This is a genomic window from Streptomyces sp. NPDC089424 (assembly GCF_044749345.1).
GTDB lineage: Bacteria > Actinomycetota > Actinomycetes > Streptomycetales > Streptomycetaceae > Streptomyces.
Genome location: NZ_JBIVHU010000004.1, coordinates 344,380 through 364,665, shown reverse-complemented (window position 1 = coordinate 364,665; position 20,286 = coordinate 344,380). Strand labels below are relative to the sequence as shown.

Here is a 20,286-nt window from a genome sequence, read left to right as displayed (position 1 = left end):
CTCGTAGGCACCGCTCGCACGCGGCGGACGTCGTGGGGTGGACGAGGAGGTGGCCTGGATGGCCGGGACCCGGGCCTTCGACGGGACCACTCGTGCGGAACTGGCCGAGCGCACCGCCGACCTGCAACGTGTGAAGGCCGAGTACGACAACTACCGCAGACGGGTGCGGCGGGACCGGCTCGCCGTACGGCACGTCGCGGTGGCCAACGTGCTGCGTGAGCTGCTGCCGGTGCTGGACGCGGTGGAACGGGCGTGCGCGCACGAGCCGATGACGCCGGGGCTGCGGGAGATCTCCGAGACGCTCCGGGTCCGGTCGGGGGCGCTCGGTCTGGTGGCGTTCGGGGAGGTGGGCGAGGCCTTCGACCCGTCCCGCCACGAGGCGCTCGCGCATCTGGTCTCCCCGTCCTGCGCGCGCCTGACCTGCACGGCGATCCTGCGTCCGGGCTACCGGGTCGGCGACCAGCTGCTGCGGCCGGCCTGCGTGGAGGTCACCGGACCGCGGTAGCGCCGTGGCGTCGTGGAAGGACGCGCGGACTGGCCCGTACGGGTGGCGGCCGGGTCAGTAGCGCACGGCCCGCGCGACCGTCGCGCCCACGTCACCGGACAGCTGGTGGGCGCTGCGGGCCGTGCCCTTGCCGGTCCGGCCCGCGGGCACGTCGGAGACGGTCACGACCACGGCGTCATGGAGCTGCCCCCCGGAGTCCGTGAAGTTGACCTGCACGGCGAAGGACTTCGTACTGTCGGCGGTGTTGCGCACCTCGACCTCGACGGCCGTGCGCCCGTCCTTGCCGGTGGCCGGCTCACCGAGCGTGACCTCGTTCTTGGCGTTGACGCCCTTGATCTCGTCGAGCTTGCGGTCCGCCTCCGCGGACGCCGAGGCCCACAGTTCGGAGGCCTGCGCGGCGGCCGAGTTCAGGGCCGAGGCGGCGTCGCTGGCCTTCGCGGCCGGCCCGTCACCGCCGTCCCCGCCGCCCCCGCACGCCACCGCGCCGGCGCCCATGACTCCCGCCAACGCCGCCGCGACCACCCACCGACTCCGGTAACCCGCCATGCCGCCTCCAGCTCTCCGGCCCCGAGAGGAACCGTCCTGCCACCAGTGAAGGCGCAAGCCGACCCGCCCGCATCCGCGCGTTCCGGCGGACGGGCATGCCTCGCGACCGGCCCTAGCCCTCCACCGTCGCCAGCCACAGCTTCACGTACCGCTCCTCGTCGATGTCCAACGCCACGTCGACCAGGGACTGTTCACGCGCCTCGCCGTGGATCTCGGCCTCGCCGGGGCGCGGCCGCAGGTCGACGACGGTCTGCCCGCGGGTCGGCCCGGGCGCGAGCGACACCTCTACGGGCAGCGCGCGGGTGGTGAGCCCGGCGGGATCGACGACGGCGCAGACGGCCCCCGCGTCGCCGAGCCCGCCCGCCGGGTCCTCCTCGGTGCCCGGCCCGCGATGGGCCAGCAGTTCGCCCCCGAGCCGGGCGCCCGGCTCGGAGCTCTCCCGCAGCCGCCGGACGTCCGAGGCGGGCACGACGACCCGCGTGAACACGTCGAGGCCGTACATCGTGATCGGCACGCCCGCGGTGAGCAGGATCGCGGCGGCCTCCGGGTCGTGCCAGACGTTGAACTCGGCGACGGGCGTCGCGTTCCCGACGGCCACCGCACCGCCCATGAAGACGATCCGTTCGATGTGGGCGGCCACCTCGGGGTGGGTGCGCAGCAGCAGGGCGATGTTGGTGAGGGGGGCGGTCGGGACGAGGGTCACGGGCCGCGGGGAGGCGAGGATCTCGCGGCGCAGCAGCGTCACGGCGTCCACGTCCACCGGCGTCCGGGCCGGGGCGGGCAGCCCCAGGTCGCCCATCCCGTCGTGCCCGTGCACATGGCGGGCCGAACGCGGCTCCTCGATCAGCGGCCGGGCGGCTCCCCGGGCGACGGGCACGTCCCCGGCGCCCGCCTGCTCCAGCACGGTGAGGGTGTTGCGTACGACGCCGTCCACGTCGGTGTTCCCGGCCACGCAGGTGACGGCGCGCAGGTCGATCGCCGGGTGCCGTACGGCGAAGAGCAGGGCGAGGGCGTCGTCGACTCCGGTGTCGCAGTCGATGATCACCGGGATGGGCTGACCGTTCACGCGGGGCTCCTTTCACCGGGCGATACGCCCCCTGCCTACGGACGCGACCTTACGCGGCTCCGGGGGCCCGTCCCCGGTCAGCGCCGCAGGGCCCGGTAGCGCTTCAGGAGCGCCGTGAGGCGGGCGCTGTCGGCCGCACCGTTCAGCTCCGCCAGGAGGTCGTCGGGGCAGAACTCGTAGAGGTCGCCCCCTCCGCCCTGGCTCCGGGCGGACGACCCTACTCGCGTCCCGTGCACGCCGACCAGGCGATTTCTGCGGGTGGGGAGGGCGGGACGGGGGTGGTCTCCGGCCCGCCCGGCCGAACCCGCTCACCCATCCGGCCCGTCCCCCCGCCCCGTACGGCCCGGCGTGCTGGTGACCTGCCGGTTCAGGTGGTCCCGTGGACATGTCCCCGTCTGCGGTTCTCCTGGAGGCACCCCTATGACCCCGTGCCCGCGCCGGCGCTCCGCCGCCCGTCTGCTTGTCGTCTCCGCGCTGTCGGCGAGCGGGTTGCTCGCCGTCACCGGCTGTTCCGGGCTCGCCTCCGACGTCGCGCGGTACGCGTCCTCCCCACGCACCGCCGGCTCGCCCAGCGGTTCCGCGACGTCCTCCGGGTCCGCCCCCGCCCTGACCGACGCCCAGGCCCAGTCCGCGCTCGTCACCGAGGCCGACCTCGGGGACCCGTGGGGACCCACCCAGGGGGTCGCCACCTGGCGGGACGCGTTCCTCAAGGCCTCCACCCCGGCCGGAACGCCCGACTGCCAGCGGCTGATCGACGCGCTGTACAGCGACGAGCTGCTCGGCGCCCCCGCCCGCGCCGCCGTCGGCATCGACGACGGGTACGCCGGCGCCCAGCTGCGCTACCAGGTGTCCGCCCAGCGCGCCGCCGACGTGGACACGGCGCTGGCCTGGCTGCGGAGCCTGCCGCAGAAGTGCCGCCAGTTCACGGCCACCACCGCGCTCGGCGTGGTGCAGGGCGTGCAGGTCGCCGATTCGCGGTTGCCGGAGTTCGGTGACGCGCGGCAGGGCCTGCGGATCACGGTCACCCGCCCCAACGGCAACGACACCGTCACCCTCACCCTCGACATCGCCGCCGTCCGGGTCGGCGAGGACGCCTTCACCCTCACCAACGGAGGCCTAGGCGAGGTCTTCACCGAGGTCACCCAGGCGGTCGCCGAGCTGGGGGCCGAACGGCTGGCGGAGGTGCGCAAGCAGGCCCGGGTGTCGGTCTGAGACCTCAGGGCCGGTCCCGCTCGAAGCGCTCCCGGTGGGCCACCACGTCGTGCGCCACGTCCAGCACCGTCAGACCGCGCGCGAAGGCACGCCCCCGCAGCCGCGCCAGTGCCTCGTCCGCGCCGACGCCCAGCTGGGCCATGACCATGCCGACGGCCTGGTGGACCTCGTCGTGCTCGGTGGCCAGCTCGCTGAGCCAGAAGCCGTTCGGGGGGCGGTCACCGCTGTCGTCGCCGGTCGGCAGGGACATCAGGGCGACCGTCATGACACCGGCCATGAGGTACGCGGTGCGCAGTTCACCGGGGCTGAGGACGCCGGGGACGTCGCGGTAGAGGTCGAGCGTGCCCAGGCACCCGACGGCGTCGCCGAGCGGCAGCGCGTAGACCGCCCGTACCCCGAGTGCCGTCGCCTGCTGGGCGAAGACCGGCCAGCGGCCGCTGTCCCCGCCGCCCGCCAGGTCGGCGGCGATCACGGGCGCCCCGGTCCGCGCGGCGTGCAGGCAGGGGCCCTCGCCCAGGGTGGCCTGGACCTCCATCAGGTAGGCGGCGCGGTCGTCGCTCGCGCTCAGCGGCACGGGCATGCCCTCGTTGCAGAGCGACACACTGGCCCGGGCCACCGGGAGCAGGCGGACCGCGACGTGGCACAGCCTGCGGGGTACGTCGTTCGGCTCGGCGCCCCGGACCCCCTCGGCGATCGCGTCGGCGGCCCATGCCCCTTCCGGATCGTCCCTGGGCCGCACGGTGACTCCCTCCTCGGACGCCCTCTTCGGACGACGTCGGTTGCCGTCCTGCGCCGTAGCGCCAGGGGCCCACGAGCCGCCCGGAGTCGAGGGCCGACTACCCCTGCCGGGCGGGCCGAAACCGCGTACGCCCTCCGCCGCCGGGAAGGCCGGGCGAGGGGAGCGGGTGGGTGCCGGCGGGCCTGGCGGCAGGGTGCTCGCGCGCGCACGCCGGGAGGGGGCAGCCGCGGCCGTCAGCGCTCCGCCTGCACCGCCGTCCGCGCCGGCTCCGACGCCCGCGCAGGACCCGCGTTCGCCGCCGTGATCAGCGCCGCGATCGCGACGACCGCCGCGGCGACGGCCCGCGCGTAGCGGGCGGAGGACCGACCGTGGGGAGCGGATGTGGGTCCGTGCACGGCAACCTCCGCAACGACAGTGGGGGATTAAGCAGCCTTAATCTCGTTCCTAACCTAGGGGGTCCCCAGGGCCAACCGGAAGGGGGCCCTTAGGAGTTGGCGAAACCCGTGGGCACCGGACGGTGACTGCGGGACCACGCGTCCATCCACTCCCAGCAGCGCTTGCCTCCTCGTCAACCACCCCCGGCGTAAGTCCATTTACTGGCATGATTAAGCGCATGGCGAAGCGGGACGACCCTGAGACCATCGGCCGCAGGGTGCAGCAGCTGCGGCACGAACGCGGCCTCACCCAGCGGCAGTTGGCCGAACCGGCCTACACCCCCGCCTACATCTCCACCCTGGAGGCGGGACGCGTCCGTCCCTCCGACGACGCGCTGCGCCACCTCGCCGACCGGCTGGGCGTGGCCTTCGACGAACTGGCCACCGGCCGCCCCGCCCGCCTCGCCACCGACCTGCGGCTGCGGTTGACGGGCGCCCAGCGCACCCTCGCCACCGGCGAAGCGGAAGAGGCCAGGGAGCGGTACGCCGCCCTGCTCGCGGAGGCGGAGACGCACGGGCTGGTCGAGGAACAGGCCACCGCGCTGCTCGGGCTCGGCGAGTGCGCGCTGGACACCGGTGACCTGACCGCCGCCCGGGAGCACTTCGAGCGCGCCGAGCAGACGCTCCTCGACGCCCCCCTGCCCACCCGCGTGCCCGCCCTGCGCGGCCGCGCCGTCGCCCACTACCTCGCCGGCGAACTCCGCTACGCCGTCTACCTCCTGGAGTCCACCCTCGACGAGCTGAACCGCGGCGGCCTGCACGACCCGGACGCCCTGCTGCTCCTCTACGCCGCCGCCATCGGCCCCTACATGGACATGGGCGCCCACGCCCGCGCCGCCCAGGCCGCCGAGTTCGCCCTCGCCCTCGCCCCGCAGGCCGGCGACCCCGCCCTGGTCGCCCGCATGCACCGGCAGGTCGCCCGCACCCTGGTCGCCGAGGGCAGGCTCGCCGAGGCCGACGCCTCGCTGGCCAAGGCGGCGGAGATGTACCGCCAGCTCCAGATCCGTACCGAACTCGCCAACTGCCACTGGATGCGCGGCTACGTCCACGCCCAGAACGGCGACCTGGAGCAGGCGGAGGCCGAACTGCGCGCCGCCCAGGACATGCTCTCCGCCAAGCGCGCCTCCCTCTACAGCAGCCAGGTCGCCGTCGAGCTCGCCGACGTGCTGCACCGGCGGGGCAAGTCCGCGGAGGCCGCCGCCCAGTTGAACGACGTGCTCGGCGACCTCTCCTCCGAGCGCGGCGCCGTGCACGCCGCCGCCGCGCACCGGCTGCTGGGGCGGATCGCCGAGGACGCCGGGGACACCGAGTCGGCCGAGGAGCACTACGTCCGCGCCCTCAGCCTGCTGGAACGCGCGGGCGCCGCCGGCGACCTCGCCGACCTGTGCCGGCTGCTCGGCGATCTGCTGCGCCGCACCGGCCGGGTGGAGGCGGCGCTGGACGCGTACCGGACGGGACTGGGCCACCGTACGGCGCCCGGCACCACCACCCTCGGGCCCGCGCCCGCGCAGCCACCGCTGTGACCGCGGCGTCAGTCCGGCAGCGCCTTCCTCAGCGCCTCGTCCAGGCTCGCCGCCAGAGCCGCGTCCCCCGGCGGGCTGTCGCTGAACAAGGGGCCGAGCCGGCCCATGAAGGTCTGGGTGAAGGCGCCGTACAGGGCGGTGCGCGGGCGGTGCACGGCCTCGCGCAGCGCCGGGAGCAGGATGCCGCGGGCGTACGCGGGGCGTCCCGCCGCGTCGCGGGGGGTGCGGTCGGCGCTCTCGCCGGACGGCGACGGTGACGCGGCCGGCGCGGTGCAGCGTACGGCGTCGTCCGTGTACGCCGAGACGCGCGTCGCCGCGAAACCGGCGTCCAGCAGACAGCGCTCGCTCTCCTCGCCGGTGAGGTACCTGATCAGCTCCTGCGCCTTCCCCGGCCGCTTCGACGCCTCCGTCACCGCGAGGTTCTGGCCGCCGAGGACGGCCCGGCCGGGCAGCGGCGCCACGCCGAGCTGTGCGGCGGTGAGGGTCTGGTGGAGGGTGAAGTAGGCGTACGGCCAGTGCCGCAGGAACGCGGTGCGGCCCTCCGCGAAGTCACCGAGGGTCGCCGCCTCGTCGGAGTGCACGGCGTCCTGGAGGAGGTACGGCGCCTGGGTGCGCCGGCGCAGCTCCGCGATGCCCCCGGTGAGTTCCTCGACGGTCGCGTCGTAGTGGCCCTCGGCGTCGGTGAGCGCGAGGCCGGGCACGGCCGACGTGAACGCCTCGACGGCGTTGACGGTGCGCCCCTCGTAGGGGGCGAGCTGGGTGGTCCAGCCCTTCTCGTAGCCCTCCGGCGGGTTCTCGTCCAGGGAGTCGGCCATCGCCTCCAGCTCCCGCCAGTCGAGCCCGGCGCTGAGGTCGGTGCGCTGCACACCGCCGTCGCGCAGATGGTCGCGGCGGTAGTACAGCAGCCCCACGTCGCTGTTGAACGGCACCGCGAAGACCTCGCCGTCCCAGCGGGCGGTGCCCGCGACGGACTCGATGACGTCCGCGTCGAGCACCTCGCCGGGCAGCGGGCGGACCAGCCCGGCGGCGGCGAACTCCGGTACCCAGGTCACGTCCAGGATGACCACGTCGTAGGTGGCGCTGCCGGACTGGAGGGCGCCGAGCAGCTGGCTGCGCTGTTCGTCGGCGCTGCCGGGCAGCTCGACCAGGCGGGCCCGGTAACCGGTGCCGTCCCGCTCCTGCTGCCGGTTCCAGGCGTCGATGAGCTGCTGCCGTATGCCGTTCTTGCCGGTGACGTCCCGTCCGCCGGCGACCACGATGTCCCCCTGCACATCGGCGGTGGGCGCGGCCGGCTTGCCGCCCCCGCCGCCGGTGCAGGCGGCGAGCAGCAGCAGCGCCAGCAGGGCCGCGAGCCGTCGGATCATCACTGCTCCCCCGTTCCGGTGCGGGCGACCTCGGCGCTCAGGCCGGTGCCGAGTTCGTCGTCGGCGTCCAGGCAGCGGCCGCCGCTCGCCGTCGAGATGAGGGCGCCCGGCCGGCCCGCGTCGCAGCCGCCGCCGACCAGCGACACCGTGGTGATCGGCACGTCGGTCAGGCGCGCCCGGCTCAGGACGTCGTCGAGCCGGGCGCCGGTCAGCCGGCCGGCGTCCTCGTCGTCGGTGAGGTGCACGATCAGCTGGGGCCGGTCGTCGTCGGCGCCCCGCCCGGCCATCTCGTCGAGCGCCGCCACCAGGGCGGCGTAGGGGTCGGCCTCGGCGTCCCGGATCCGGGCACCGGCGTCGATCACGGACTCGGCGGAGCGGCGGCTGTGCGGGCCGAACGGCAGCACGACCTCGTGGGAACGGTCCCGGGCACTGTCCGCCACCGCCCACACGCCGTACTCGTCGCGCCCGCCGAGCCCGCCCAGCGACTCCTTCAGCAGCCCGGGGCCGCCGCTGGGACCCCGCCACCGCCCGGCCATCGAACCCGAGCTGTCGAGCAGGAACAGCACCCGGCCGGGTCCGCGCGCGTCCCGGTACTTGCGCAGGGCCGTCTCCATGGCGTCCCGCCCGGCGGACTCGATCAGCAGGGACGGCGCGGGCAGCACCCCGGCGGCGATCTCCTCCGTGTCCAGCAGCGCGCGGTCCCCGGTGGCGGCGCGGAAGCCGGCCGCGCCGAAGGCGGACCGCCCGCCCGCGCCGGCCAGCCACGCCCCGAAGCTCCCGGCGGCCTCGTCACGCGCCTCCCGGTCCAGGTCGGCACCGTCCCAGCGGACCCGGACGAAGACGGGTTCCAGGCCCGGTACGTCGCCGGGGTACTGGGCGGTGCGCGGGCTGCGCGTCGTGCGGTCGCAGCCGACGCCGCTGCGCAGCAGGAACTCCGGTACGAGCGCGGCGGTGCGGTTGTCGACGTCGTCGTCGTCGGGCAGCGCGCACAGCAGGGCGGCGGCCGTGGGGGAGGGCGGCCCCAGCGGGGCGAGCCGCTGCTCCACCCGGCCGGGGTCGGCGCCCGTGCCGTACAGGCCGATGGTGGCCAGCAGCGCCCCGTCGGCGAACTCCGGGTCGGAGCGGCGTACTTCGGCGTGCGGGTGACGCTCGCGCAGGGCGTCGACCATCCCCGTCAGCGGGCCGCCGACCCGCTCGTCCAGGGAGTCGGCCGCCAGCTCGGTGGGCACGGCGAGCACGATCGGGGAGTACGCGAGCGCCCCGTCGTCCGGCTCCAGGCGGGCGAGCGCGTCGGTGTCCTGGCCGTCGGTGACCCGGGCGACGTCCGCCCGTGAGGCCGGTATCCAGACGTCGGGCTGGGGGCCCACGTCCCGCTGCGGGTTGGGGCCCTCGTCGTGGGGTTCGTGCCAGGCGCCCGACTCGCGGCGCAGCGCGGTGACCGCGTCGGCGGAGCCCGCGCTGTACACGGTGATGCCGCTGCGCCGGCAGCCGTCGCCGGTGGTGTTCGCGTCCGACGTCAGATACGCCTCGGCCGCCGCGCCGACCGTCGCCTCCAGGTCGGGGTCGGTCAGGACGCGCAGTTCGAGGGGCGGGGCGCAGTCGGGGGAGGCGCCGGCGATGCCCGTCAGGGCGTACACGCCGAGGCCGGTGGCGGTGAGGGAGAGCAGCGCGGTCAGTGCGGTGCCCCAGGGCCCGGCCAGCCCGGCGAGACGGCGGGCCGCCCGGAACGGGGCGAGGACGCGGCGCCGGCGCGCGGCGACCGGGCCGCCCGGCACGGCCGTGACGCCGCCCGGCACGCGCGACACGACCTCACGCGGGCCCGCGCCACCCCGCCCACGCCCGGGACGCACCCCCGCGCGATCACGGCCCCGGCCGTGCCCGGACTTCGGAGCCGAACCGTCGCCCTCCCTGCCCTGCCCAGGACGCCCGGACGCGCCCCCACCGCCCTTGCCTTCCCCGCCATGCGCGGACCCCGGAGAGACGCCCCCAGCTCCCGGACCGTGCCCGGACCCAGGGACCGCGCCCCCACCGCCTCGGCCATGCCCCGACCCGGGAGCGACACCCCCGTGCCCCGGCCCCGGAGCCGACACCAGCACGTCCTCGTCGTGCTCCGCCCGGCTCTGCGGCGTCCACGGCTCCCCGCGCAACGTCTCGTGACGCGCCTCGGCCATCCGTTTGCGCAGCGCGTCCGAGACGTCCTGGAAGCCCACTTCGCCGGGCACGTCGAGCAGGCGCAGCAGCTCCGAGGTGAACGGCGTGGGCGTGTCGCCGTCCCCCGCGTCGGTGCGGTGGTTGGCCTGCACGCTCATCAGCAGCAGCACCCGCCGCTTGTCGCGGAAGTGCTCCCAGATCCAGGCCGCGTTGCCCGCGAAGCAGCAGTCGAGGATCACCACGATCCGCTCGGCGGGGCTGCTCGCCAGCCAGGTCAGCACGGTCGTGAACATCTCCGCGCCGGGGAAGACGGCGTGCCCGCCCGCTATCACGCTCGCGTTGCGCATCTGCAGGAACAGCTCGTCGCCCGCGCTGGGGATGGCCCCGTGCCCGGCGAAGTACAGCAGGAGCAGCCCTTCGGCCTCCTCGGCGGCCGTGCGCAGCGCGCGGTCGAAGTCGTCCAGCGAGGGCGAGCGTTCGACGGTGACGTCGGCCGCGCCGAAGACCCCGGCGCGGGCGAGGGTGTCCTGAAACAGGTCCAGATTGTGCTCGACGGCCGGCAGATCCCCGGGCACACCGTGGGGCGGCTCCGTGAAGTCGTAACGAGAGACACCCACCAGCAGTGCCCGGTTCACCCTCCCCCGCGGGTCGAAACGGGTCACCGGCCTACCCGTCGAGGTCCACGGGGTCCACGCGGCCCTCGGGCGGATCGCCGTCCTCCACCTCGCGCCGGTTCTCCCGCCAGGCCTCCACGGCCCGGCCGACCTGCGTCAGCAGCTGGTTGAAGCCCACCGTCGCGGCGGCGCTGACCAGCGCCACCACGATCTCCATCCCGACGCCCATGGGCGCGCCGGTCTCGTCGGTGCGGCGCCGCTCGTGGATCCGGAGCCGGCCCGCCCGCACCATCTCGTCGAGTCCCTGTTCCCGCTCCAGCCACTTGCGCAGCGCGCCGATGTCGCTCTCGGTCGCGGTGTCGTCCAACCGGACACGGATGACCCGCCTGGCCCCTTCGTCCCCGTCAGCCATAACTCCCCATCATGGCACCGGGGTTGTCCCCTGGGGAGGGCCCGGACACGGGTGGCGCGTTTTCAGTTCTGCGTCTGGAGCTGCCGCAGCTGCCGCCGCACGTGGTCCAGCGCGCCGGTCCGCCGGCCCGGCACCCGCCCCCGCAGGTCGGCCAGCACCGGCCCCATCTCGCGGGCCCGCACCGGGTCGCGGATCTCGCCCCACTGGTGGTGGGCGCGGTCGACGGCCGCCTCGACGGCGGGCGCGTCGGGCGCCTGCCCGGCGGCCAGCCGCGTCGAGGCCACCGCCAGCCAGGCACGGCAGCTGCGGGCCGCGTCCCCCGCGAACATCGCGAGGTCCGCGCGCACCTCCGTCCAGTGCAGCGCCTCCTCCGAGGCGGCGCCGTGCGCCCGTACGGCGGCCTGCTCCCAGCGGGCGGCCAGCCCGTCGGCGTCGGAGTGCCGGCCTGCCTGCACGGCGGCGGCGATGGCGGCGTGCGGATCGCTCACGCCGGGCGGCCGCGCGGTGAGCACGATGCCGGGGTGCTCCCCGGCGGTCCGGGCGAGCGCCTGCTGGTGCAATTGCTCCACGGGCGGCCGGTGCCCGCTGCGCAGGACGGTCGCCACGGCCTTCATGTACGACGGGTCGGCGACGGTGCGCCGCTGCGGCGGCGGGGCGATCCGGCCGTAGACCGCGCAGTTGGGCCCGGAGTCGAGGGGCGCGCCGCGCAGGTGCTCCCAGCTCTCCGCGTCGGCGTGCAGGTCCAGGAAGATCGTCGTGGCGCCCGGAGCGCGCAGCCGCAGCTCCTCGCGCAGCCAGTGCCAGGGGAAGCCCGTGTAGCGGGCCGTGGCCGGCGTCGTCCGCGCCAGCGCCAGGTGCGGCAGCCGCTGGCGCCGGTCGAGCAGGAGCTGACCGGTGACGAACACCGTCAGCGGCCCCACCGCCGCGGCGGCCGCCCGCAGCCGCGTCAGCACGGTCTGCGGCTCCACCGGGTCGGCGAGTTCGACGACGTTCGCGGTGTCCGCGCCCGCCAGCACCCCGGGCGGCACGGCCGCCAGCACGGGAAGCACCGTCGCCGCGTCCACCAGCCGCCCCTTGCCCACGGGCGAGGCGGCCACCAGCAAAACGGTCCCCGGCATGGTCCCTCCCTGTCGATCACGTACCTCAGCACCGTAACCGCTGCGCCGGGCGGCCGGGGCCGGGACGGTGGACAGCCGCCCGTTCGCAGGCGGAAACCGGCGTGAGGACGCGCTTCGGCGGGCCGCCTGGGCCTGCGACGCCGCCCCCGCCCGTCCTGGCTGGTCGCACCGTTCCCCGCGGCTCCTCGCGGGTGGGCCGCCACCACCGCGGGCGGCCTGTGCGGGCGCGCTCAGAGCCTGCGCACCGCGAACACCGTCGTGTCGTCCTCCAGACGCCCCCGGGAGTGCCGCAGCACCCCGTCCCGTACGAAGGCGACGAGCCGTCGGGGGCGGGCGGTGCGCGGGTCCGCGGTGAGCGCGCGGGTCACCTCGACGGTCAACGGGTAGAACACGCCGTCCGGGGAGCGGGCCTCGGTGACGCCGTCCGTGGTGAGCAGGAGGGTCTCGTCGGCGGCGAAGGGGAACCGGCGGACCGGGGGCAGGGTGGGCGCGCCCGACGGCACGAGATCGCCGAGGCCCAGGGGGAGACCGCCGCTCGTGGGCAGGGTGCGCACGCCGCGCGGCCCGGCGATCAGCGGCGGGTCGTGCCCGAAGTTGACGACGTCCACCGTGTCCGCCGCGTCCTGCGGGAAGCCGAGCAGGACGGCGGTGGCGAAGCGGTCGCTGTCCGTGCGGCCGAGGGCGGCCTCGCGTTCCCGTTGCCGCCGGATGCGTACCGCCATGCGCGCGGCGACGGTCGCCAGGTCCGGCTCGTGGTAGCCGGCCTCGCGGAACGTGCCCAGCAGGGCGGCGGCCGCGTCGACCGCGCCGAGGCCCTTGCCCTGGACGTCCCCGACGAGGACCCGGGTGCCGTGCGGGCCGGGCTGGATGTCGTAGAAGTCGCCGCCGACCCGGGCGTCGGTGTCGGCGGCCAGGTACACCGCGGCGTGCACGAGGCCGCCCCACTCGGCGGGCAGCGGGCGCAGGACGGTGCTGCGGATGGTCTCGGCGATGCTGCGGATGTGCAGCAGGTGCTCCTCGCCCCGGATGCGCACCACGCACGCCGCCGTGGCCAGCAGCCCGCCCAGCCCGACCAGGATGAAGTCGGGCAGCCCGGCCTGGAACTCGTCGGGCCAGGCGCTGTCCACGATCAGATAGGTGAGCAGCGACAGCACCGCGAAGACGGCCGTGCCCCACACCCCGCACAGCGCGGCGGCGATACCGGGGACCAGCACGATCCAGGAGATGATCCGGAAGTCGCCCGCGGTGTTGGCGTCCACCACGGCGATGCCGAGGAGCAGCAGCAGCGGGGGGACCCAGGCGATGCTGCGGCCGCGCACACGGAGCATCTGGTGCCGGTGCAGGGCCTCCCGGCGCCCGGCGCGGGGATACCGCACGAGCAGGCTCTGCCCCCCGCCGGACACGGGCCTGGTCATGCACCACAGCGAAACACGCTTGCGTGCCGTGCGCATCCGTTGCCCCGGCCCGTCCCGCCCGTGCCCGCGCTCTTCCCGCCGTGCCCGCACCCTCCCCGCCCGCGCCCGCGCCCTACCCGCCGTGCCCGCACCCTCCCCGCCCGCGCCCGCGCCCTACCCGCCGTGCCCGCGCTCTTCCCGCCCGTGCCCGCGCCCTACCCGCCCGTGCCCGCGCCCTACCCGCCGTGCCCGCGCCCTACCCGCCCGCGCCCGCGCCCTACCCGCCGTGCCCGCACCCTGCCCGCCCGCGCCCTGCCCGCCCGCCCGTCCGACTTGCCGCCGCCCCCGCCGCGGTGTGCGCTGGGAGGCGGGGGCGAGGAGAGAGGAGCGCACTCATGGCTCACGCGGCACCCGCACCCGGCGCACCCACCACCCGCTTGCCCGACGTCTTCAGCGCGCGCACGCACCTGATCGCGCGGTGGGCCTGGCCGGCTGGCCTCGGCCTCGTCTACGGCTACTGGGCCGCCGCCAACCGGCGCGACGCCGGCCCGATCACCGGCTGGAACCTGCTGTTCGGCTTCCTCACCGCACTCGTGTTCGTCCTGGCGTACATCGGCGTCCGCGAGATCGCCAAGCGCCTTCACCGCGGGGCCCACGCACTGCTCTGGGCGGCCTTCGCGGCCGTCGCGTTCGGCTTCCTGTACAGCCAGACCGACTACAGCGTCCTGCGCTCGGCCATGCTGTCGCTGGTGGTGGGCGGCGTCTTCTTCCTGACGCTGTTCTACCGCTACTACACCCACGAGCCGGCGTCCCGGCCCGAGCCGTCGAAGGCGGTCGACCACCGGGTCGCGGCAGGTCCCCCGTCGAGGACGTAGGCCCGGACCGGCTCACGCGCGGGAACGCGCAATCGTGTGGACCCCGGCACGGTGGCCGGGGTCCACACTTTCCCTCATCCCTCCACTCACCGGACGACAGGCAGCGCGCCCCGGTCGTCCGACGAGGTCCCTGAAACCTTCCTCTCCAGGAAACACCCGTTCGGCTCAACCCTCCACCGGAGCACGGGGGCCGCGTACACCCGATCGCAGCCCCACCGCTCGCATCGCCCGGCGCCGGGCCGTTGCCTGGGAGGGTGTCTCCCAGGCCAGCCCCTGCACGCGCCCCCCGGCTGCGCGGCGCCCTGTCCGCCGCGCTGATCGCGCTGTGCTGCCTGTTCGTGCCGCTCGGCGCGTTGTCCGTATGGGCGGCGTACGGGCTGGCCGACACCGGCCGTTACGTCCGCACGATGGCGCCGCTGGCCGGTGACCCGGCGGTGCGGGACGCGGTGGCGGACACCGTCGGGGAGCAGGTGACCCACCGGTTCGACGGGACGCAGGACATGATGGGCCCGTTCGTACGGGACGCGGTGCGCTCGTTCACGCAGACCGACGCCTTCCGGGCCGGCTGGGACGCGGCGAACCGGGCCGTGCACGGCGCCGTGCTGCACGCCCTGCGCGACGACGAACGGCCGCGCACCGGACCCGTCACCGTCGACCTCGCCCCCGTGACCACCCGCATCAGGGACCAGCTCGCCGACGAGAACGTGCCGTTGGCCCGCCGCATCCCGGTCCGCCACACCGAGGTCGCGGTCCTCGCCCCCGGCGATCTGGACCGGCTCAGAAAGGGGTACGACGTGCTGGAGGTCGCCGCACTCTGGCTGCCGGTCTCGGCCGTCGCCTTCGCCGTCACCGGCATCGCCGTCGCCACCTGCCGCCGCCGCGCGCTCACCGCCACCGCCCTCGGCACCGCCCTCGGCGGCGCCCTGCTCGCCGCAGCCGTGGCGATCGGACGCCGGCTCACCCTCGCCGACCTGCCCCCGTCGGTCTCCCGCCCCGCCGCCGGCGCGGTCTACGACGCCCTCACCGCGACGCTGCGCACCGCGTCCTGGCTGCTCGTCACCCTCGGCCTCGCGGTGGCCCTGACGACCTGGCTGACCGGCCGCCACGGCCACCGCCCGTCCCCCGACGCACCCACCGCCGCCGCGCCCCGGCCGACGACCCGGGCCGAGGCCTGACGGACATAATGGGCCCATGGCCCGTGAGTTTCCCGTCCGTCTCGCACCGCCGGACTGGCTGGTGAGGAACCTCCGGGCACAGCAGGCGCCGGTCAACCGGCCCGCCGTGGCCCGCGCGGCGGTCGCGCTCGCGTTGCCGCTGGCCGTCGGACTCGCCTTCGACCGGCCCGCCTACGGGGCGCTCGCCGCCATGGGGGCCCTGAACGGCGTCATCAGCGACACCGCCGCCGCGTACCGGATGCGGGTGCTGAACATCGCCGTGCCCCAGCTCTTCGGCGCCGCCGGCGTCACCCTGGGCACCCTCGTGTACGGGCAGGGCTGGGTCGCCGTCGCCGTCGTCACCGGCATCGCGCTGGTCTCCGGGATGATCTCGACGATCGGCGCGGTCGCCTCCGTCTCCGGTCTGCTCCTGCTGCTGAACTGCGTCGTCGGGGCCGGACTGCCCATGCCGGGCGCCTGGTGGACGCCGGCGCTGCTCATCGGCGGCGGCGGTCTGCTCGTCCTGCTGCTCGCGCTGATCGCCTGGCCGCTGCGCGCCGGGGTGCCCGAACGGCTGGCGGTCGCCCGCACCTACGACGGCGTCGCCGACCTGCTCACCACCTGCGCCGGCCGGTCGGAGGTGGCCTACGACGACGCCCGGCACGCCGTCACCGACGCCATGAACGACGCGTACGACCTGGTCCTGTCCCACCGCGCCCGCCACCACGGCCGCAGCCCGGAACTGACCCGGCTCATCGCCCAGTTGAACGCCGTCACCCCGATGCTGGAGGCCGCACCCGCCGTCCACCTCGGCGGCAGCCCGCTGCCCGACGAGATCCCCGCGGGCGTCCGCTCCGTCGCCGAGGCGGTGCGGGCGAGCCGCAGCGAGCCCCTCACGCTGCACCTGCCGCCCCCGACCTCCGAGACCGGCCGCGCCGTCGACCACGCCCTGCGGCACGCCGCCTCGGTCGTCACCGCCCCGGACATCGACCCGGGGGGCCTGGAGGACCGGCTCGGCCGCCCCGCCGCCCTCGGCATCCGCACCGCCCACGCCACCCGCAGCATGCTGCTGTCCGCGGGCTCCTGGCACTACGGCCTGCGCCTCGCCCTGTGCATCGGCATCGCCCAGGCCCTGGTCTCGATCATCCCGGTCCCGCGCTCCTACTGGGTCGCCCTGACCATCACCTTCGTCCTCAAGCCCGACTTCGGCTCGGTCTTCTCCCGCGCCCTGCTGCGCGCGCTCGGCACCGTCGTCGGGCTGGTCGTCGCCGCGGCGGTGCTCTCGGAGGTGCCGCGCGGCTGGTGGGACGTGGCGGTGATGCTGCTGCTCGCCCCGCTGGTCCCGGCGCTCACGCCCCGCGGGTACGGCTACCAGACCGCCGCCATCACGCCGGTCATCCTGCTGCTCTCCGACATCCTCAACCAGGAGGGCACCGCGCTGCTGCTGCCCCGCCTGGTCGACTCCCTGATGGGCTGTGCGATCGCGCTGATCGCCGGGTACCTGCTGTGGCCGGAGAGCTGGCACACCCGCGTGGGCGCCCGCCTCGCCGACGCCGTGGCGGACACGGCGGGCTACGTCGAGACGGCGTTCGCCGGCACCGCCGACCCCGCGTCCCGCGCGCGGCTGCGCCGCCGGCTGTACCGCGATCTGTCCGGCATCCGTACGGAGTTCCAGCGCGCCCTGACCGAACCCCCGCCGACCGGCCGGCGCGCCGCCGCCTGGTGGCCGCTGGTCGTCGCCGTCGAACGCATCGTGGACGCGACGACGGCGGCACGGGTCCGCGTCAAACACGGATCCGCACCGCCGTCGCGGGCAGAGGTCGAGCAGGTGGCCCGGCAGCTCCGGGAACTCTCCGAGGGTCTGCGCGAGGCGGACACCCTCGTCCCGGTCCGCTCGGACCTCACGGGCCCGGCGGGCAGTGTCCTGGAGCCGCTGCGCCAGGAGGTCGCGGCGGCGCGGGCGATCGCGTCACCACTGACCTAGGGCCTGTCGTACGGATCGCGCCGCGGCCGCCGGGGCCGTCGCGGCCGCTCAGACGCCGATGTCGCAGCCGTCCTTGCGCCACACGGCCACCACCGCGGGACGGTTCATCTTGCCGGGGCCGTCGGGCCAGGCGCTCAGCGGCTTCTCGGCGGTCGCCCCGTCGAGCTCGCCCGGGTGCTGCACCGCCACCAGGACACGCCGGTCCTGGACGAGCGGGCCACAGGTCTCCGCGCCCTTCGGCACCGTCAGGAACTGCTTCAGCTCACCGCGCCGGTCACCGCGCGTGGCCACACCGAAGAGACCGTCGTGCGAGCCGAGCTGGGCGCCGTCGGTGGAGATCCACAGGTTGCCGTGCGGGTCGAAGGCCACGTTGTCCGGGCAGGAGATCGGGCTGACGTCGTCCTTCGGGAACCCGGCGAAGTAGGTGGCCGGGTCCTCCGGGTCACCGGCGACCAGGAACAGCGACCAGGCGAACCGGGTCGCGTCGGCCCGGTTCCAGCGCTCGGTCAGCTCCAGGATGTGTCCGTGCTTGTTGGCGTTGCGCGGGTTGGCCTCGTCCGCGACGGCGTTGGTGCCGATGCCGCGGTTGGTGTTGTTGGTGAGCGCGACGTACACCTTGCCGGTGTGCGGATTGGGCTCGATGTCCTCGGGGCGGTCCATCTTCGTGGCGCCGACCTTGTCACCGGCCAGACGCGTGAAGACGTACACCTCCTCGGCGGTCATGCCCTCGACGTGGGACACGGCGCCGCGCGAGGTGGCCGTGGCCAGCGGGATCCACTCGCCGCTGCCGTCGAACTCGCCGTCCTTCGGGAGCTTGCCGGTGCCGTCGATCTCGATCGCCGGGGAGTCGCCGGTGAGCTTGGCGACGTAGAGGGTGCCCTCGTCCAGCAGCGAGAGGTTGTGCTCGCGCGCGGCGCGGGAGTTGCCCTTCATCATCCGCTTGCTGCCGACGAACTTGTAGAAGTAGTCGAACCGCTCGTCGTCGCCGGAGTACACGACCGGGCGGCCGTCGTCCGTCAGGCGCACGGTCGCGCCCTCGTGCTTGAAGCGGCCGAGGCCGGTGTGCTTGCGCGGCTTGGCGTCGGGGTTGTACGGGTCGAGCTCGACGACGTACCCGAAGCGGTGCACCTCGTTCGGCTCCTGCGCGACGTCGAAGCGCTTGTCGAAACGCTCCCACTTGCGCTCGGTGGCGCCGGTGCCGATGCCGTAGCGCTTGTCCGTGGCGCGGGTGGCGTTGCCGAAGTACTGGTTGAAGTTCTCCTCGCCGTGCAGCGTGGTGCCCCACGGGGTGACGCCGCCGGCGCAGTTGTTGAGGGTGCCGAGCGCCTTGGTGCCGGTCGGGTCGGCGGAGGTCTTCAGCAGGTCGGAGCCGGCGGCGGGGCCGGTGATGCGGAACTCGGTGGTCGCGGTGACGCGCCGGTTGAGGGGGTGCCGGGAGACGGGGGTGAGCTTGCCCGTACGGCGCTCCTCCTCAACGACGACCGCGGACAGGCCGTGCGCGGCCCAGGCGATCTCGACCTGCTCCCGGGTCGGGTTGGCGGCGTCGTAGCCGCGGAACATCAGGATCTCGTCGGTGTACTCGTGGTTGGCGACGAGGATCTGGCGGCCGCGCTCGCCGGGCAGCGGCAGCAGCGCCAGGAAGTCGCAGTTGTAGCCGAACTGACCGGCCTGGGCTTTGGCCGACTGCTTGTCCGGGTCGAAGGCGGGGGCGCCGCGCAGGATGGGCTCGCCCCAGCGGATGACGATGTTCTGGCCGTAGCCCTCGGGCACGGTCACGACGTCGGCGGTGTTCGGCTCGACCGGCGTGAAGCGCAGGCCGCGGGCGCCCTTGTCGCCCGGCTTCGGCCACGGCCAGTGACCGGCGGGCGCGGCCTCGGCACGCGGCGCGGCGGCGACACCCGCGGCCGTGCCGGCGGCGGCCGCCGCGGTGACGACGGCGGCGGCGCGCATCACGCCACGGCGGCTGAGGGCGCCGGCGATGACGTCGCCGACGTACGGGTTGGCGGTGGTGTTGGGCACCTCGTGGAAGCAGGCGTCACCACAGCGGAAACGGCAGGTCAGGGCAGATCGTCCGCCCGAATGCGAGTCGTTCGTTCGGATGATCGGCAGCAGATTGCGCACCATTACTCCCCTTGCTTCCCCTTGTATCCAGCGTGACGGACGGTAGGAGCACGTTTGTGCGGGAGCGGAGCCATTGAATGAACGACGCGTGAACCGGGGGTATCGGTCGGGGAGTTGAGGTCTGGCCGCAGTCCGGCCGGGTCCGACCCTTGACGTGGACGCCGTCGGGCCTCCCAGGACCGCTAACCTTACGTGTCCGTCCTGGCCAGGGATTGACGGGCATCAACTCACGCGAAGGGTTGCGCTAATGGGCATTCTCACTCTCCTGCGGAACGCGTTCGGCCGTTCCCGAAAGGGCCGCAGCCCCGAGGCAGAGAGTGTCTCCACGCAGCCGGAATCAACGCCGCCGGCCGCCCCGACACCGACTTCCTCTACACCGGCCCCCACGACGCCGGAGCCGTCGACGCCGACCGCCGAGCCGACGGCCACGACGCCGGACGCTCCCGCCCCCACCCCGCAGGTGCCCGAACCCCGCTCGGAGCACGAACTGGTGTCGGCGGCCTTCGACAAGGTGACGGTCCCCCACCAGACGGGTCCCATTTCAGCCGCCGACCAGAACGGCACAGAGCCCCACCTTCCGGACGCCCGAGTGGAGTCCGACCCGACGGCACACCCGACCGCCGAGCCCGAGGCGGAGGCCACCTCCACGCCGGAGGCGTCGGAGAACGACGAGCCGGCCGCCCCGCCGACGGCAGAAGCGGAACCGACCGCCACCCCGGAGCCCGCCGAGTCCGCTGTCGTGGCGGAGGCCGAGGCGGAGCCGACCGTGACGCCGGACCCGCAGCCTCAGGACGAGGCCGTGGCGGAGCCGGTCGCCGCCTCAGCCGACGCCGCGCAGGCCGACGCGCCCGCCGCCCCGGCCCCCGAGACCGCAGCCGACGCCGAGCCGGAGCCGCAGGCCGAGGCCGCAGCGGAAGCGGAGCCCGAGGTCGACCCGGCCCCGCAGCCGGAGGCCGAGGCCGTGTCGGAGCCGGTCCCCGCCGCGCAGGCGCCCGCCGCCCCGGAGGCCGCAACCGACGCCGAGCCGCAGGCCGAGGCCGAGCCGGCCCCGCAGCCGGAGGCCGAGGCCGAGGT

17 protein-coding genes and 1 pseudogene are annotated in these 20,286 nt (G+C 75.2%); 7 read left to right on the top strand and 11 right to left on the bottom strand.

The window, feature by feature from the left end:
• The first annotated feature begins 58 nt into the window (after positions 1-58).
• On the top strand, positions 59-505 hold the full coding sequence (gene grpE / locus ACIP2X_RS21345) for a nucleotide exchange factor GrpE (RefSeq protein ID WP_401675341.1): 447 nt from the start codon (positions 59-61) through the stop codon (positions 503-505).
• Positions 506-559: 54 nt separating this feature from the next.
• On the opposite strand, the gene ACIP2X_RS21340 is transcribed toward grpE, so the two are convergent.
• The 3 genes from ACIP2X_RS21340 to ACIP2X_RS21330 all read right to left on the bottom strand — a co-directional run bounded on the left by ACIP2X_RS21340 (position 560) and on the right by ACIP2X_RS21330 (position 2,353).
• Complete coding sequence (locus tag ACIP2X_RS21340; protein ID WP_401675338.1) at positions 560-1,051, bottom strand: hypothetical protein; 492 nt, start codon at positions 1,049-1,051, stop codon at positions 560-562.
• Between the two features lie 112 nt (positions 1,052-1,163).
• A complete protein-coding gene (locus ACIP2X_RS21335; RefSeq protein WP_401675336.1) occupies positions 1,164-2,117 on the bottom strand; it encodes a nucleoside hydrolase in 954 nt (317 codons plus the stop codon).
• Positions 2,118-2,194: 77 nt separating this feature from the next.
• Positions 2,195-2,353, bottom strand: coding sequence for a hypothetical protein (locus tag ACIP2X_RS21330; RefSeq protein WP_401675333.1), 159 nt, complete (start codon positions 2,351-2,353; stop codon positions 2,195-2,197).
• Positions 2,354-2,537: 184 nt separating this feature from the next.
• Here ACIP2X_RS21330 and ACIP2X_RS21325 point away from each other — a divergent pair, with 184 nt between their 5' ends.
• Entirely contained in the window at positions 2,538-3,329 is a 792-nt protein-coding gene (locus ACIP2X_RS21325) for a hypothetical protein (RefSeq protein ID WP_401675330.1), read from the top strand.
• Positions 3,330-3,333: 4 nt separating this feature from the next.
• Here the strand turns inward: ACIP2X_RS21325 and ACIP2X_RS21320 are convergent, their stop codons facing one another.
• On the bottom strand, positions 3,334-4,068 hold the full coding sequence (locus ACIP2X_RS21320) for a GAF and ANTAR domain-containing protein (protein ID WP_401675327.1): 735 nt from the start codon (positions 4,066-4,068) through the stop codon (positions 3,334-3,336).
• A 233-nt stretch (positions 4,069-4,301) separates the two neighbouring features.
• Positions 4,302-4,463 carry a hypothetical protein gene (locus tag ACIP2X_RS21315; RefSeq protein WP_401675325.1) on the bottom strand — a complete coding sequence of 54 codons (162 nt, stop codon included), beginning with the start codon at positions 4,461-4,463 and terminating at the stop codon, positions 4,302-4,304.
• Positions 4,464-4,681: 218 nt separating this feature from the next.
• Here ACIP2X_RS21315 and ACIP2X_RS21310 point away from each other — a divergent pair, with 218 nt between their 5' ends.
• Positions 4,682-6,025, top strand: coding sequence for a tetratricopeptide repeat protein (locus ACIP2X_RS21310; RefSeq protein WP_401675322.1), 1,344 nt, complete (start codon positions 4,682-4,684; stop codon positions 6,023-6,025).
• Between the two features lie 8 nt (positions 6,026-6,033).
• Here ACIP2X_RS21310 and ACIP2X_RS21305 read toward each other — a convergent pair whose 3' ends face one another.
• The 5 genes from ACIP2X_RS21305 to ACIP2X_RS21285 all read right to left on the bottom strand — a co-directional run bounded on the left by ACIP2X_RS21305 (position 6,034) and on the right by ACIP2X_RS21285 (position 13,099).
• Entirely contained in the window at positions 6,034-7,389 is a 1,356-nt protein-coding gene (locus ACIP2X_RS21305; protein WP_401675319.1) for an extracellular solute-binding protein, read from the bottom strand.
• Positions 7,389-10,175: a caspase family protein gene (locus ACIP2X_RS21300; RefSeq protein WP_401675317.1), complete on the bottom strand. Its 2,787-nt coding sequence runs from the start codon at positions 10,173-10,175 to the stop codon at positions 7,389-7,391. Before ACIP2X_RS21300 ends, ACIP2X_RS21305 begins: the two co-directional genes overlap by 1 nt.
• Before the next feature lie 31 nt (positions 10,176-10,206).
• Positions 10,207-10,566 (bottom strand): hypothetical protein, encoded by a 360-nt coding sequence (locus ACIP2X_RS21295; RefSeq protein ID WP_401675314.1) that lies wholly within the window; start codon positions 10,564-10,566, stop codon positions 10,207-10,209.
• A 62-nt stretch (positions 10,567-10,628) separates the two neighbouring features.
• Complete coding sequence (locus ACIP2X_RS21290) at positions 10,629-11,684, bottom strand: hypothetical protein (RefSeq protein WP_401675312.1); 1,056 nt, start codon at positions 11,682-11,684, stop codon at positions 10,629-10,631.
• 230 nt (positions 11,685-11,914) lie between these two features.
• Positions 11,915-13,099 carry a PP2C family protein-serine/threonine phosphatase gene (locus tag ACIP2X_RS21285; RefSeq protein WP_401675310.1) on the bottom strand — a complete coding sequence of 395 codons (1,185 nt, stop codon included), beginning with the start codon at positions 13,097-13,099 and terminating at the stop codon, positions 11,915-11,917.
• A gap of 374 nt (positions 13,100-13,473) precedes the next feature.
• Between ACIP2X_RS21285 and ACIP2X_RS21280 the strand changes: the two genes are divergently transcribed.
• From ACIP2X_RS21280 to ACIP2X_RS21270, 3 genes are all read left to right on the top strand, one after another.
• Positions 13,474-13,953, top strand: coding sequence for a hypothetical protein (locus ACIP2X_RS21280; RefSeq protein ID WP_401675307.1), 480 nt, complete (start codon positions 13,474-13,476; stop codon positions 13,951-13,953).
• A 254-nt stretch (positions 13,954-14,207) separates the two neighbouring features.
• Positions 14,208-15,128: a hypothetical protein gene (locus ACIP2X_RS21275; RefSeq protein ID WP_401675305.1), complete on the top strand. Its 921-nt coding sequence runs from the start codon at positions 14,208-14,210 to the stop codon at positions 15,126-15,128.
• A 16-nt stretch (positions 15,129-15,144) separates the two neighbouring features.
• On the top strand, positions 15,145-17,091 hold the full coding sequence (locus tag ACIP2X_RS21270; RefSeq protein ID WP_401675302.1) for an FUSC family protein: 1,947 nt from the start codon (positions 15,145-15,147) through the stop codon (positions 17,089-17,091).
• 48 nt (positions 17,092-17,139) lie between these two features.
• Here ACIP2X_RS21270 and ACIP2X_RS21265 read toward each other — a convergent pair whose 3' ends face one another.
• The gene (locus ACIP2X_RS21265; protein WP_401675821.1) at positions 17,140-19,212 is read right to left on the bottom strand and encodes a PhoX family protein; all 2,073 of its coding nucleotides are present in this window, start codon (positions 19,210-19,212) and stop codon (positions 17,140-17,142) included.
• 460 nt (positions 19,213-19,672) lie between these two features.
• Between ACIP2X_RS21265 and ACIP2X_RS21260 the strand changes: the two are divergent.
• A pseudogene (locus ACIP2X_RS21260) lies at positions 19,673-20,286 on the top strand (Toxic cation resistance protein); the annotation flags it as partial.